The organism is Lysinibacillus canaveralius (genome assembly GCF_047301505.1).
Classification (GTDB): domain Bacteria; phylum Bacillota; class Bacilli; order Bacillales_A; family Planococcaceae; genus Lysinibacillus_B.
This window is the reverse complement of sequence record NZ_CP154840.1, coordinates 2,560,836-2,575,007: the sequence shown is the minus strand read 5'-3', so window position 1 is coordinate 2,575,007 and position 14,172 is coordinate 2,560,836. Positions and strand designations below refer to the sequence as shown.

Here is a 14,172-nt window from a genome sequence, read left to right as displayed (position 1 = left end):
ATCTTTTGTCAACTCGGTTTGTAAAAGTAAAGCATAAAATAGATTTTAATTAAAGGAATTTTAAGAAAATTATGTTTTTAACGAATGAAGTTGAGTTATAATAACTGTTTTTGAAAGAAATAAGAAAAAAGGGTTTTTGTAGGTATTAGGAAATTTTTGTACGTTTAATTTACCTAGGAATAAAACGGATCATGCATGTTCTAAAAGGAAAATTACATGGAGTTTGAACAGCTTGTTATGGAGATGAATCCGATGATTGAAAAGATATTGAACAACTGCAAAATTTATAAAAACCGAGATGAATATAGACAAATTGCATTAATTGCTTTGTGGAAGGCATATTCAAGCTATGATAAGAGTAAATATAAGTTTAAAGCGTATCTATATAATCAAATCCGATACGATGTGATTGATGCATTAAGATATTGTGCCAAAAGAGAAGCGCTATTTGTCCCAACAACTGACGAAATACTCTCTATTCACCTTGAAAACACCAGAGAATCGCTAACTTCAAGCGTTATATTAGAAAACATGTTTAAACATATCTCGGATGAGGAAAAACAATTATTGCATGCCATTTTTGAAGAACAAAAAACAAATGAAGAGATAGCAAAAGAATTAAGTATTTCTATAGAGGCTTTGCGAAAAAGAAAATACCGACTCCGTAAAAAGCTAAAACAGCTGAGTAATAGTGACTAGGACAAATGTGGTTAAGATTAGAGTAAAAGTAATAGTTTTTCGGGTTTTTTGGTTAGGCTTTTGGGGTATGTGATTATTATAATATAATGAATATTTTTGGTTCGTTTTTTCGTATGGGAGGGGATTACATGCAAAAAAGTATTGAATATTTAAATAAGCTAGATCAGCTTGAAGAATTGGTACAAAAACGAAACCAACTGGAATCCATAAAAGATGATGACACAAAAAAGGTTTCTATTTTGGAGGATCATATTCGGTTAGTGCTAACTGAAATCCGAAAATTAGAATTGAAAATAATGGATGCTAATTAAAAAAACTGATTCGTCTGTGAACTGCCCCGTAAAAGTTAGACACCAATCTAACTTTTACGGGGGTTTTTTTATGGCCAAAATAAGTGCTGAACAACGTATTCAAGCAGTCCAACGATATTTAAATGGAAGTGAACTTATGATCGAAATCGCGAAAGATATCGGAGTGTCAGAACAGATTGTAAGTGAATGGGTTCGCCGTTATCAAAAAAATGGTGTAAAGACTTTCTTAAAATCCTATACAAAATATTCAGCTGACTATAAAATGAACGTACTTAATTATATGAACGAGACAGGTACATCTTCGCTTGACACAGCTGCGCTATTTAATATTTCATCTCCTGGCATGGTTCGGAATTGGATGATAAAGTTTGAGGCCGGTGGTTATGATGCCCTCGTTTCTAAGAAAAAGGGGCGCCCATCCGTGAACAAAGAAACAAAAAGAATAACGAAATCAAAACCAGCTGAAGGATCTGTTGAGGCGTTAGAAGCACGTATTAAACAATTGGAGATGGAGAATGCGTACTTAAAAAAGTTGAATACTTTAGTTCAAATGCAAGGAAAATTACCAATCAAATCAAAGCGCAAGTAATTTTTGAACTAAAGAAAATCTATGAAGTGGTGGAATTAATCAAAGTCGCTGATATACCGCGCAGTACGTATTATTACTGGGAAAAGCGTTTGGATCGTACTGATAAGTACGTTGAGGTGAAAGTCGCAATTCAGTCCATTTATCATGAACATAAGGGACGTTATGGTTATCGTCGAATTGTCAAAGAACTAAAAAAATACAGCATTCATCATGATCCAAAAACGATTAACTGTTTGATGAATGCCATTGGCATAAAGTGTAAAGTCCGCATGAAGAAATACCGTTCGTATAAAGGTAACGTCGGAAGAATTGCCCCCAACATATTAAAACGCAATTTCACAGCGAAAAAATGAACGAGAAATGGGTAACAGACGTGACAGAGTTCCATCTATTTGGTGAGAAACGCTATTTATCACCTGTCCTTGATCTATGTAATGGCGAAATCATTGCCTACACGGTAATGAATCGTCCAGTGTATAAACTAGTCCATAATATGTTAGAACAAGTATTGGAGCGCCTCGAATCAGGTGATCAAGTTATTCTTCATTCAGATCAAGGTTGGCATTATCAAATGAAAAAGTATCAACAAACATTAAAACAACATGGGATTACGCAGAGTATGTCCCGTAAGGGCAATTGTTTGGATAACGCAGTCATTGAAAATTTCTTTGGCTTATTAAAATCTGAACTCCTGTATCTACAAGAATTTGAATCCATGGCACATTTTGAACAGGAACTCAAAGACTATATTCACTACTACAATCACAAACGAATGAAAGAAAAACTAAAAGACCTAAGCCCGGTGGAGTACCGAACTCAGGTCTTAGAAATGGCTTAACTAAACATGTCTAACTTTTTTGGGTCAGATCAATTTATAAACCATAGCCGACAGCGCTCCCTCTCAAACGACAATTTTAAATTTGGTTTTAGGTCACTATGAAGGGCTCGCCAGCTTCTTTAAAATGAGTGATTTAACACACCTTTTCAAAGGCTGATGTAATAGGTGGAAAGAAGCAAGTGCCCTAGTACGTTTATTCTTGGTTATAAACTGTTTGAATATATGTTTCTCTTTCTTCCTCTGTTTGCTGCACATGGTTTAGCAGCAAAACACCAATGACAAATTCATTTTCTTCTTCTACAAGGAATTGTAAATTTACAGGCTGCACCTTATCTTCTACTGGGCACTCTCCTTTAAATTCCACAACTTTTTGCCTTTTTTGTGTTTCGAAATACACCCATTCTTCTTTGCTGCAATAGCTATTGAACGCTTCTTCAATCGTTAAATTACTATTTTCCACTAATGTTTGTTTTTTTATTAGATTGATATGTTCGTTCTCATGAATCGTATCTTTTGGACCGTAAAAATAATAAAAGATAGCAATAATCAATATAGGAACAATCCATAAGATATTTCTTTTTGTAGGTTTCATTGTTTTCCCCCTTACCTTTACGTATATATTATATCATTTTAATAGAAATGATATCTAGATTGATATAGTATTTTCTCTAAAATACGTAATATTCATCGATAATGATATTTTTTTTGTAATAGGGTTTGTTGCCCGGGAAATAAAAGAGTGTACCCAAAATCCGCTGAGGGTTTTACCTATATGTTCTTACATTTGCATCTACATCAAAGTTGCTGTTACTGATCGAGAGGCTGCATAGGTGGGGGCATGATCAATAGCAGCCATAGGCATACCTATGGTAAACAGGGGGAGCAGCTGATGTTTGAGATGGATTTACCTTTCCATATAAAACCTTCTTTACTCAATCATTTTTAACATGTTGAGTTACCACATGGACATTTACAAAAACGTATGTTCTTTATTATACTTACCTCAAAGGAGGTCGTTGAAATGAAGGCATTACTAATCGCCGAGAAGCCATCCTTAATGCGCGACATACAAAAAGTATACAAAAAAATGAGCTTGCCATATGACATTGATTTTGCCTCTTTTGTTGGGCACGTAGTAGAGCTGAAGGAACCTCATGAGTACCATGCGGAGTGGAAAAAGTGGAGTCTTGACATATTGCCGATGATGCCTGTAAAATACGAATTCCGTGTAAAAAAAAGCGCATATAAAGTGTATAAGGATATAGAAACGAGTATTAAGACGAATAAGTACGACTTTATAATAAATGCTTGCGATGCAGGTATGGAAGGGGAGAATATTTTTTATTCCTTTTATAAGAAGGCTGGTTGTCGACTGCCGGTGAAGCGATTTTGGACTTCACAAACGACAGATCCAGCCATCCGCCAAGCATTGGAGCATTTGATCGATGAAAATGATGAGCTCATCCGAAACCTGCGTAATGCAGCCATGTACCGAATGATTTTTGATTGGCTTGTAGGATTAAATTTGACACGGGCTGCTACTATAAGAGGCGGACGAACAATTAAAGTAGGGCGAGTTATGACACCTACACTTGCTATCGTTGTAAAAAGGGAGCTTGAAATACGTCATTTTATCCCAACACCTTATTTTCAGCTGGAAATTGACTTAGGAGAATTTAAGGCCCTATGGTATGATCCGGCAGTTAAAACAAATAAGTTTGATACAATTGAAGCAGCCCAGGCTGCCCAGGCACAGTTGACAGAAACTGCTAAGGTTAACCATATCGACACAGAACGAAAGAGCATTTTAGCACCAAGTTTACATTCACTTCTTGAGCTTCAGAAGGAGGCCAATAAGTTTTACGGCTTTACTTCCTCGGAAACACTTAAAATAGCTCAAAGTTTGTACGAGAAAAAGCTGATTACGTATCCAAGAACGGAATCAAAACATTTGCCGACTGCCTTTGCTAAAACAATTGCAGAAAATTTGAAGGCAGCGGCCAGCATCCCTCACTTTGCGCAAACTACGGCTGCTATTTTAAGTAATCCGGCCCATATACAAAAAGTGATGTATTCCAAACGCTATGTTGACGATAAAAAGCTAACCGATCACCATGCCATTACAATTACTAACGTACCGGTCGGAAGAAAATCACTAACTCCCGGCGAGATGAAAATATATGATCTTATTGTAAAGCGGCTGCTTGCAGTCTTCCTCCCGCCTTTTGTAGTTGATAAAACAAATGTCATGCTCCTCTGTGGAAATGAGTATTTTAAAGCAAACGGAAATATTGTCATCGATAAGGGTTATACGGTATTATATGATTCTCATAAAAAAAAGGAAGAAAAGCCGTTACCACCTATGCAACAGGGAGATACGTTGACCGTATTGGCTAATCAAGTACTTTCGAAAATGACAGAGCCCCCTTCACGCTATACAGATAGCACACTGCTCGATGCTATGTTCCATGCGGGACGTTTTGTGGAGGATAAGCAACTACAGGCCATCCTCAAGGATGCGGAAGGAATTGGAACAAGTGCAACGAGGGCAGAGATTATTGAAAAGTTACTTTCTATTGGTATGATGTCCCGTGAAGGCAAAAGCTTGGCGGCTACAGATTTCGGCATTGATGTCATTACAAGCCTAGGCAGCCACGATGTCGTCTCTCCCGTGCTTACTGCTATATGGAGCAAAAAGTTGAAGGATATCACCGATGGTACACTTGATTCTCGGCAGTTTTATGGCGAGATGAAGCAGTTTATTCAGGAAACAACAGATAGGATGAAAAACCTTGAAATGACTGTCCCGGACAAGCAAGTGGTTATCGTAGGTACCTGCGTCAGCTGCGGAGACCAGGTTGTAGAAGGATTTAAAGGGTATAGCTGTTCCAACAAAGGATGTAAATTCTTCATCAGTAAAACAATGATGAAGGGGAAAATAACGCCAACAGATATGAAAAAATTACTGGCTGGGAAAGAGACAAGGGATATTCAATTTACTTGGAAGAGCGGTAAGAAAGGGAAGGCAAAGCTTAAGCTCGTAGGAGAAAAACTAGAGTTTGTGTTTAAGCCCATCAGACAACCAAAAAAGTAGTATTGAAAGTACCATCCTTAGGCGTTTTCCTAGTGTTGGTACTATTTTTTACCCATTATGTAATTTTTGCTTTTGTAAGTGCAAATAGCTTACTATTTAAAGCAAGATTACATATAATAAAAAAACGGGTCCATAAATAGGTCATGCTTGGTGTAGATTATTAGCTTGAATTTTGAGAATTCTCTTGACTATTTTGTGCATAGTTTGTACACTGTGAAAAGTCAAATGTTTTTTCTAGAAGTACAACAACATTATAAGTAAGGATCTGGTGAAATGATAGTATGTAAATTTGGCGGTACTTCCGTCGCAAATGCAGAACAAATTAAAAAAGTATTTAACATTGTTAAATCGAATCCTGAACGAAAAGTAGTTGCTGTTTCAGCTCCTGGAAAACGTTCAAGCGAAGACATTAAAGTAACGGACTTATTAATAGATTTAGCAGAGACGGCCCTAATAAACGGTGATGTAGAGGCGAAAATTGCGACGGTTGTGAAACGCTACGATGATATAGCAGTCGGTTTAGGACTTGACCATATGATGTCTGAAATTATTGCTACTGATCTAGAGGAACGTGTTGCGGGAGATAAGTCAAACCGGGAACTTTTTATTGATAATATAAAAGCAAGCGGAGAAGACAATAATGCAAAGCTCATTGCTGCATATTTCAATTCACAAGGCATACCGGCAAGATACGTAAGCCCGAAAGGCACGCTTATCGTGAATGATCTTCCAGAACGTACATTTGCATTGGCGGAAGCTTTTGATAATCTTAGTGTTTTAAAGAATACAGAGGAAGTAGTCATTTTCCCTGGGTTCTTTGGATATACAAAAAATGGTGTTCTGCGTACATTTGATCGAGGTGGTTCAGATATCACAGGCTCAATTTTAGCCTCGGCAGTTGGTGCAGAACTATACGAGAACTTTACGGACGTGGACTGTGTATTTTCCGCAAACCCGAAAGTCATAAATAATCCAGCAGAAATTAAGGAGATAACGTACCGCGAAATGCGCGAATTGTCATATGCAGGATTTGCTGTATTCCATGATGAAGCATTGATGCCGGTATATAAACAAGGTATCCCAGTGAACATTAAAAATACAAATAACCCTTCTGCACCAGGTACGCGCATCGTACCAATTCGTACAGAACAGGCCCGTCCTGTCACTGGAATTTCAGCAGATAGCGGGTTCTCGACTCTTTATGTATCAAAATATTTAATGAACCGTGAAATAGGCTTTGGACGAAAACTCCTTCAAATTATAGAGGAAGAGAATATTTCATATGAGCATACACCATCCGGATTGGATGATATCTCGGTTATTATGCGCTCCATTCAATTAACACCAGAAAAGGAAGAACGTATTGTACGTCGTGTAAAGGAAGAATTGCACGCAGATGATGCATATTTCCGCCATGGTTTTTCAATGATTGTGGTAGTAGGAGAAGGTATGCGTAATAATACTGGACTTGCTGCACGTGCTACAACAGCTATATCCTCTACAGGTGCCAATATTGAAATGATCAATCAGGGCTCTTCTGAGGTAAGTGTGGTATTTGGCGTATATAGTCAATTTGAAGAGCAAATTTTAAAAGCATTATATAATGAATTCTTCTCTACAGTAAATGTATGAAAAGTTGGGAGTAGATAGGGCCTTTTATGTGGGCTTTATCTACTTTTTTATTTGAAGATAAGTGGCTGGATGCCTCAAGTGATAGAGTAAAAGGTTTTGTATTTATTATTCTAGGAAATAATGTACAATATGACATGTTACAAGGTGGTGGGATTGTGGAACGAATACAGCGCTTACTCAGACTAGTATTCCGAAATATTTATTATTACCGGGTAGATTATATCCGAACATTTGCGGCAATTAGATTATTTCAATTATTTATTGTATTACCGCTCATTTCGCTCTTATTTTCTCTTATACTTGATTTCATGGGAGTTCAAAGTATTACAGAGCAGAATATGTTGCAATTGGTTACCCATCCGCTAGGTTTGGTATTACTAGCATTTATCGTCTTGATTATTCTATTATTCGTTTATTATGAAATGGGTTTTTTAATGCTGCTAGCCTATCATCAACAACGAGCGATCCCTTATTCATTATATGGATTGTGGAAAAGATTGAATCAGAAAGTACTATATTTTATCAGTTTTGAGACACTGTTGTTTGCTGTATATTTATTGCTTGTGATTCCCCTGATATCTTCGGTATTGCCTCTTTCGATAACGCAAAACCTACAGATTCCACATTTTATCGTAGATGAATTATTATCCTCTACAAAAGGAAAATTTCTATATTTCGCAGCAATTACGATTATACTTCTTATAGGAACACGCCTTATTTTTATGCTTCCATTTTTTACGGTCTACCAATGGACGACAATTTGGGATTCAATGAAGATGAGCTGGCAATTTTCAAAGAGAAAACTAATTGAAACGCTGGGAATGTTGGGGCTGATAGCAGCGATTCATCTAGTATTTTCAGCGACTATATTGGCTATCGTATTCACGCCCTTATTTGTTGTGGAGCGGTATCTGCCTGACCATGCGCTTATAGTAGCTGCTTTCACGCTTACATTGGCGCAAGGTGTACTCATATTAGCATTTTCATTTCTACAGGCAATGTTTTCTCAAATATTGGTTCTCGTGTCCTTTAAACTGACACACGAAAAACCATTAATTAAGCAAAATGAATCTTTCCGCAAAACAATCATGCTTTGGACAGTTACAATTGGAGTGTTTACTTATTTTCTTGTTAGTTGGCTGAATATTAGTAGCCTTGAAAAGACGGTGTACGAGCCTTCTACGAAAATAATTGCACACAGGGGATTTAAGGACAAAGAAGTGGAAAATACAATTAGTGCCCTTGAATCTGCTGTGGAAAACGGAGCTGATATTGTAGAAATTGATATCCAGCAAACAAAAGACGGAAAGTTTGTTGTGTTTCATGATACAGATCTTTTACGACTAGCAGGCAGAAGCGAGAAAGTATATGAATTGACTCAAAAAGAACTGATGGAAACAGAGCTATGGGCTGATGGTAAGAGTGAATATATTCCTTCGTTAGAACAAATGCTTGAAAAAAGCAAGGAACTCAATATCCGGCTGCTTATCGAGATTAAGACACATGGGCACGAAACGGAGGATATGCTAGAGAAATTGATTACATTACTTGATGAATATGAGACGCTAGATGTACATTATATTCAGTCGCTCTATTTTCCAGTTATTAAAAAAGTAAAAGAACTGGAGCCGCGATTAAAGGTAGGCGCTGTGTATGCATTAAATGTCGGTTCGCTTCCAGAAACAGAGTTTGATTTTGTTTCGATTGAACAATACTTTGTAACAGACAGCTTGGTTGAAAAAGCAAAGGAATTGGATAAACCGCTCTTTGTATGGACAGTAAATGATGACCGGGATATTCAGCAGTTCCTAGAGTATGATGTAGAAGGGATCATTACGAACCATCCTGATGAGGCAAGTGAGAAACGAGAAAAATTTGATGAAAAGCAGTATTTCCTACAGCGGATTTGGAACAAACTCAACTATATTTTTTAAAGGATTGACTATATGAATACTTATTTGTATGAAGTACCAGGGAAGCTAAATTCCACTGAAGATATTCCTGTTCACCTGAATGGACAACACGTATATACGATTAACAGGATATATGACAATGGGTTGAAAAAGTTAATGGATGCCTATTTTGACTACCGTTACTTTTTGAAGTATGTTGTAAAAAGCATTTCAGGAGAAGAGCGATTTGTTTGCAGAAAGGTGCAGCGAAAAGGGCGCCTTTGGTTTGAAGGAAAAGATTTTCGAACAAACCAGCAATTTATCATTACATATGAGAATTGGCGGATTGGTGTTCCGGAACTATTTATCAAAGGCGAACAATTAAATATGAAAATAGATAAAGAGATGGAAGAATGGTCGAACTTTTTAGTAGGGGAGACAGTCGTAGCGAGGTGGCTTGCTGTTTATCATGAAGAAAAGGATCTATTTTCGATGACACTGGAAATATTGCCGGATAGCCCTGTGCAAGATGCAGCATTCTTTTTGGCAATTGCCCAGTCAACTTTATTTATTGGGGCTTAAGGAGGATAAAATGAACGTAATATTTGTAGTGACTGAAACGGGACTGGAGCTTCTAGAAATGGTATCTACCGATGTTGCAGGGCTTCTTGCAGCTGTAAAAGGGGAGAGTGTGACTTTCCCTTTTGGTACTTATCAATATGATTTTCACAATTTAGATCATTATTTAGAGGATGGCGTATACCGCCAAGAGCTTGTCATTTATTTGAAAGTTATTTAGCATATTATTTATGTGAGTAAGGCAAGCTCAGTATTTTTGAGTTTGCCTGCTAGTATTAGAACATAACGAACCTTTGCCAATGCATAAAAGTAGATTTTTTGTGAAGAAAGTATGTATAAAAAATGGCTATATTTTATGTTGAAATCATAAAATAATAAGAAAATATCGTATTTCTTTATTTTTAATGGCATACAACAGAAAATTGTTAAGTATTTTTATCTATAGTATCGTAGATATATCCATTATAATAGAACCATGATATGAGGTGATTTTCATGGGAAAAGGACGGATTTTACTTATAAGCGGTATGATAACAATATGCCTAATGATAACTGGCACAATAGCTTTATTCTTGCTACGCGAAGACAAGCAGTTCGAGAATTCATTACATAAAGAAAGAAAGTTGGAGACATCCGTTGTGCTGGCAGAGAAATCATCTGAAGAGCCGAGCATCGAAAAGATAGATTCTCCGATAGGAGTTAAAACATTGACTGATGAAATAGGGGTCCACAACATTTTATTCAATTCAGGAGAAGTGAAATATTCCGCTTCTTCAGGTCCAATTAAGCTGACTGTTACGCATGTGAGGCTGGAGCAGCTGATTCCTGCCACTGAAACTATTAAGAACTCGGTTGGCGGGCGTGATCGTTCGACAATTGTTTTACTGAATATGGAAGTCCGTAATCAAGGAGAGGTACCTGTTTACTTCCGAATTGATGATGCTAAAATTCAGTCGGATACAAATGAAAAGTCCAGCTTTCATCCGGCGCTATCCAACCAATTTGGTTCAACATTTAATGCAAATGAAAAAAAGCAAGGTTTAGTAGCAGTAGATTTTGAGGCGGACCCAAATGATATTGCTGTTATTGAGCTGAATGTAGCACCTGCCTATGATCAAAATTACGAAGCGTTCGGAGATGCTATTAACGTCAAAATCCCTATGTATTAGTAGAGGGTGAATATACTTGACCACCAATAGGCTGTTGCTGGCCAAAAAATATTTTTAGCTTGAGGAAATGATAAGCGGACAATCCTCAATTTTGAGAGGTAGTAGGCTAAGAAATAGACGAAAAAGTGAAGGTAACTCTAAATCTATAATCAGTTGCGATGAAAAGCAGCTGATTTTTTTCATTTTTGAGATTTCCAGAGTTAATAAGAAAAAATCAAAGCAATACTACAGCAATATAGATAATAGAAATCAGACCAAGCAGCATAATGGAGGCCATATCCTCAATACGATCTTTATTGGCAAGGTGAACGAGCAAACCACCTATACAGACTATAAGCAGGAGAAACGAACCGATAAACGCAAAAGTATGAAACCAGATGCCAATGATTAAAAGAAATGCTCCTAATAATTCTATTATTCCTGTAATGATTCGGAATGATTGTGGCAGACGCCATCTGATAAAGGCAAAATGGTAAGCACGCGCACCAGATAATTTCCCATAGCCAACAATCGTAAACGTGATGATAAGTATTCCGGGCAGTACCCAGTTAACAATATGCATATTCCTGTCCTCCCGTATGATCAATCCTTTTGGATATCCACGTTATTTGCTGATCGTAATCGGGGTAAAACATATATCCCATGATAGCTTTCTGGGAGTTAAAAGACCTTTTGGCGTACTATTATATAGTAAACCATATGTTTATTTTAAACTGCTCATTCAAGGGTTTATGTTGAAGGGGATAGTGGTAAATTGTAATACCCCCTTAAAATTGAATTTACAAAAGAAAGGCCGGTCACCTTTGAAAGGGTGACCGGCCTTTTCTTATAAAATGTTACTCAAGTTCTTTTGCCTCTACAGGAACATTGCGGAGTTTCTCATAAATCCGTCGTTTACGGTATAACATAATTCCTGCTTCAGCAATATCATTTATCATTGTTTTGTTTGCATAGGCGCCGAAAAGTATACCTGCAATCGGTATCATTTGGAATAGTTTTTTCATTCCGAAATTGTCACGATATGTGAAGAAAACTTCTTGCCATCCCTGCAATTGTGAAATCATGCTTTTTTCTGCCTGCTTCTCTTCATGGATTGTAGAAAGCTCGTTTAATATAGCCTCTTTTCCGACAACATCAGCTGAAGCAAATTGCAGACATTTTACGATGAAAATACGTTCCTGTTTACTATTCGGTTCATAGCCATGGATGATAGCAATTTCCTGCAGCGTTTTTAGTGCCATGCCTAAAATGAGCGGGATATCGATTGCCAGCGTGAAAATACCGCCGACTCCAGTTGAAGCCCCTTGCATAGTTGCTAGCTTTACACGACTGTTCTGAAGTGATTGGCTAAGTGCAATCATATCATCAAGCGGTATAGTACCTATTTCTTCAACAGTTTCGATTGATCTGCCTGTAGCAACGCTTATTTTTTCAATCATTGCTTTTTCGTTAATTAAGTACTGACCGCCTGATTGTACATAATTTCCGATTTCCGTTACTAATAGGGCGATTTTCTCCTGAATAAAAGCAGGTGTTAATTTATCCAAAAGCTTAAAAGGAAGCCTTCCAAGCTTTTCCCAAAACCATAAACCTTTTTGATCCTTTTCCCAGTCTTCAATTGTTTGCAGATGGGATAGCAGCTGTTCTCTATTTTCCAACGTGATTTCTCCTCGCTTTCTTCTTATTTTACATACGTCTAGGAATAGGAAAGGTTTCGGTAATTTTCATTCCTTATATTTTTGGACAGAGGGAGAACATTTATAAAATGGGGGAAGTAGCTCTATATACCGTATTGATGCTGTTTCTCTTCATTTGGCTTTTAATAAAATAAAAGGGAATTCCTTTAGAAACATTTTTCCAAAGGAAATTCCCTTTTCAATTCATTATTGTTTTTCTAGTTTTGCAACTTCTTCTGGACTGACATTCACACGTTTAAGGAATATAGATAGGACGATTGCCACAAGTGTAACAACCATTGCGATAAAGAATGAATGCTGAACTCCTTCTAGTAAGGCTAATTGCTGGATTCGCGTGAAATCTGCTTCTGTAGCAGTTGCCATATCTAGACCAGCAGTCAGCTCTGCCCCTTTGTCGGAAGCAACAGAGTTCATAAATGTTACGAATAGAGCAGTACCGATAGAACCAACCACTTGTTGAGCAGTATTGTTAACTGCTGTACCATGTGGGTTTAAGCGGGTTGGTAATTGGTTCAATCCATTTGTCATAATCGGCATCATAACCATCGACATACCGAACATACGGAATGTATAAATAGCTACAATATATGTGTATGAAGAATCAATTTGTAATTTAGATAATAAATAAGTTGCATAAGCAGTAATAGATAGACCAAGTAAAGCTAATGCACGAGGCCCGAATTTATCGAACAGCTTTCCTGTTATTGGAGACATAATCCCCATAATGATGGCCCCTGGCAGCATCATTAAACCAGAATCTAACGGTGAAATATGACGCACGCTTTGTACATAGGCAGGAGTCAAAATCATCCCTGAGAATAGTGCAGCTGCATTTACCATTGAGATAACGGAACCAAGAGCAAACATCGGATATTTATAAACACGTAAATCAAGAAGCGGCTGTTCCATCCGGAATTGACGCAGAATAAACGCTAGAAGGCCAATTGCACCAATAACAATCGTTGTAATGACAATTGGATCTGTCCAACCATCGGAACTTGCTGTTGAACATCCGTATAGTAAGCCACCAAATCCAATGACTGACAATACAACAGAGAAGTAGTCGAGTGATGCCTTGCGAGTCTCCATTACATTTTCAAGCTTCCACATAGCAAGCAAGAGACTAAGAATAGCGAATGGCAGAATCATTTCGAACAGGACACGCCAATCATAATATTCTACGATATAGCCTGATAGAGTTGGTCCGATTGCTGGCGCTGTAATCATAACAAGACCAAATATTCCCATTGCAGCGCCTCGTTTTTCACGCGGGAAGCTGACAAGCATAATATTCATTAATAATGGACCCATTACCGATGAACCCGCAGCCTGAATCATACGACCAGCGAGTAAGAAGCCAAAATTCGGTGCGAAAGCTGAAACAGCCGTACCGATTGTAAATAGTGCCATGGATGTAAGAAATAGTGTGCGGTTTTTAAAACGTGTAATTAAGAAGGCTGATACAGGTATTAATACACCACTGACAAGCATGTACCCTGTAGATAGCCATTGGACTGTCGAGTAGTTCTCGATATCCAGATCCACCATGATGGACGGTAAAGCAACGTTCAATAAGGAGTTATTCAAGAACGAAACGAAAGCTCCAAAGAACAAAATAGCAAGCATTAAATATGGCGGTTTTTTTTCTTCTATGCCATTATTCATATATTTT

At 37.4% G+C, this 14,172-nt stretch carries 12 protein-coding genes and 1 pseudogene; 9 read left to right on the top strand and 4 right to left on the bottom strand.

Annotated elements, in window-relative coordinates:
• The first annotated feature begins 216 nt into the window (after positions 1-216).
• The 3 genes and pseudogenes from AA0Y26_RS13135 (at position 217) to AA0Y26_RS13125 (ending at position 2,437) form a co-directional block, all read left to right on the top strand.
• Positions 217-699: a sigma-70 family RNA polymerase sigma factor gene (locus AA0Y26_RS13135; RefSeq protein ID WP_413362353.1), complete on the top strand. Its 483-nt coding sequence runs from the start codon at positions 217-219 to the stop codon at positions 697-699.
• Between the two features lie 128 nt (positions 700-827).
• Positions 828-1,010, top strand: a complete 183-nt coding sequence (locus tag AA0Y26_RS13130) for a hypothetical protein (RefSeq protein ID WP_413362351.1) — start codon at positions 828-830, stop codon at positions 1,008-1,010.
• A 70-nt stretch (positions 1,011-1,080) separates the two neighbouring features.
• Positions 1,081-2,437: pseudogene (locus tag AA0Y26_RS13125) on the top strand (IS3 family transposase).
• A gap of 193 nt (positions 2,438-2,630) precedes the next feature.
• On the opposite strand, the gene AA0Y26_RS13120 reads toward AA0Y26_RS13125, so the two are convergent.
• Positions 2,631-3,029, bottom strand: a complete 399-nt coding sequence (locus tag AA0Y26_RS13120; RefSeq protein ID WP_413362349.1) for a glucosamine 6-phosphate synthetase — start codon at positions 3,027-3,029, stop codon at positions 2,631-2,633.
• A 429-nt stretch (positions 3,030-3,458) separates the two neighbouring features.
• Here AA0Y26_RS13120 and AA0Y26_RS13115 point away from each other — a divergent pair, with 429 nt between their 5' ends.
• The 6 genes from AA0Y26_RS13115 (at position 3,459) to AA0Y26_RS13090 (ending at position 10,803) form a co-directional block, all read left to right on the top strand.
• On the top strand, positions 3,459-5,531 hold the full coding sequence (locus AA0Y26_RS13115; RefSeq protein ID WP_413362347.1) for a DNA topoisomerase: 2,073 nt from the start codon (positions 3,459-3,461) through the stop codon (positions 5,529-5,531).
• Positions 5,532-5,804: 273 nt separating this feature from the next.
• Positions 5,805-7,163, top strand: a complete 1,359-nt coding sequence (locus AA0Y26_RS13110) for an aspartate kinase (protein WP_413362345.1) — start codon at positions 5,805-5,807, stop codon at positions 7,161-7,163.
• A 26-nt stretch (positions 7,164-7,189) separates the two neighbouring features.
• The gene (locus AA0Y26_RS13105) at positions 7,190-9,097 is read left to right on the top strand and encodes a glycerophosphoryl diester phosphodiesterase membrane domain-containing protein (RefSeq protein ID WP_413362343.1); all 1,908 of its coding nucleotides are present in this window, start codon (positions 7,190-7,192) and stop codon (positions 9,095-9,097) included.
• Between the two features lie 12 nt (positions 9,098-9,109).
• Positions 9,110-9,637 (top strand): peptide ABC transporter ATPase, encoded by a 528-nt coding sequence (locus AA0Y26_RS13100; protein ID WP_413362341.1) that lies wholly within the window; start codon positions 9,110-9,112, stop codon positions 9,635-9,637.
• 10 nt (positions 9,638-9,647) lie between these two features.
• Positions 9,648-9,854, top strand: coding sequence for a thymidylate synthase (locus AA0Y26_RS13095; protein ID WP_413362339.1), 207 nt, complete (start codon positions 9,648-9,650; stop codon positions 9,852-9,854).
• Between the two features lie 352 nt (positions 9,855-10,206).
• Positions 10,207-10,803, top strand: coding sequence for a hypothetical protein (locus AA0Y26_RS13090; protein ID WP_413362337.1), 597 nt, complete (start codon positions 10,207-10,209; stop codon positions 10,801-10,803).
• Between the two features lie 214 nt (positions 10,804-11,017).
• On the opposite strand, the gene AA0Y26_RS13085 is transcribed toward AA0Y26_RS13090, so the two are convergent.
• The 3 genes from AA0Y26_RS13085 to AA0Y26_RS13075 form a co-directional block, all read right to left on the bottom strand.
• Positions 11,018-11,365 carry a DoxX family protein gene (locus AA0Y26_RS13085; RefSeq protein WP_413362335.1) on the bottom strand — a complete coding sequence of 116 codons (348 nt, stop codon included), beginning with the start codon at positions 11,363-11,365 and terminating at the stop codon, positions 11,018-11,020.
• A gap of 274 nt (positions 11,366-11,639) precedes the next feature.
• The gene (locus tag AA0Y26_RS13080) at positions 11,640-12,461 is read right to left on the bottom strand and encodes an EcsC family protein (RefSeq protein ID WP_413362333.1); all 822 of its coding nucleotides are present in this window, start codon (positions 12,459-12,461) and stop codon (positions 11,640-11,642) included.
• Between the two features lie 225 nt (positions 12,462-12,686).
• A complete protein-coding gene (locus AA0Y26_RS13075) occupies positions 12,687-14,165 on the bottom strand; it encodes an MDR family MFS transporter (protein ID WP_413362331.1) in 1,479 nt (492 codons plus the stop codon).
• Between the last annotated feature and the right edge of the window lie 7 nt (positions 14,166-14,172).

What these genes read in the sequence shown, in the direction of transcription:
- AA0Y26_RS13135 (WP_413362353.1), top strand. Translation starts at nt 217, where the DNA reads ATGGAGTTTGAACAGCTTGTTATGGAGATGAATCCGATGATTGAAAAG.
- AA0Y26_RS13130 (WP_413362351.1), top strand. Translation starts at nt 828, where the DNA reads ATGCAAAAAAGTATTGAATATTTAAATAAGCTAGATCAGCTTGAAGAA.
- AA0Y26_RS13120 (WP_413362349.1), bottom strand. Translation starts at nt 3,029, where the DNA reads ATGAAACCTACAAAAAGAAATATCTTATGGATTGTTCCTATATTGATT.
- AA0Y26_RS13115 (WP_413362347.1), top strand. Translation starts at nt 3,459, where the DNA reads ATGAAGGCATTACTAATCGCCGAGAAGCCATCCTTAATGCGCGACATA.
- AA0Y26_RS13110 (WP_413362345.1), top strand. Translation starts at nt 5,805, where the DNA reads ATGATAGTATGTAAATTTGGCGGTACTTCCGTCGCAAATGCAGAACAA.
- AA0Y26_RS13105 (WP_413362343.1), top strand. Translation starts at nt 7,190, where the DNA reads ATGTGGGCTTTATCTACTTTTTTATTTGAAGATAAGTGGCTGGATGCC.
- AA0Y26_RS13100 (WP_413362341.1), top strand. Translation starts at nt 9,110, where the DNA reads ATGAATACTTATTTGTATGAAGTACCAGGGAAGCTAAATTCCACTGAA.
- AA0Y26_RS13095 (WP_413362339.1), top strand. Translation starts at nt 9,648, where the DNA reads ATGAACGTAATATTTGTAGTGACTGAAACGGGACTGGAGCTTCTAGAA.
- AA0Y26_RS13085 (WP_413362335.1), bottom strand. Translation starts at nt 11,365, where the DNA reads ATGCATATTGTTAACTGGGTACTGCCCGGAATACTTATCATCACGTTT.
- AA0Y26_RS13075 (WP_413362331.1), bottom strand. Translation starts at nt 14,165, where the DNA reads ATGAATAATGGCATAGAAGAAAAAAAACCGCCATATTTAATGCTTGCT.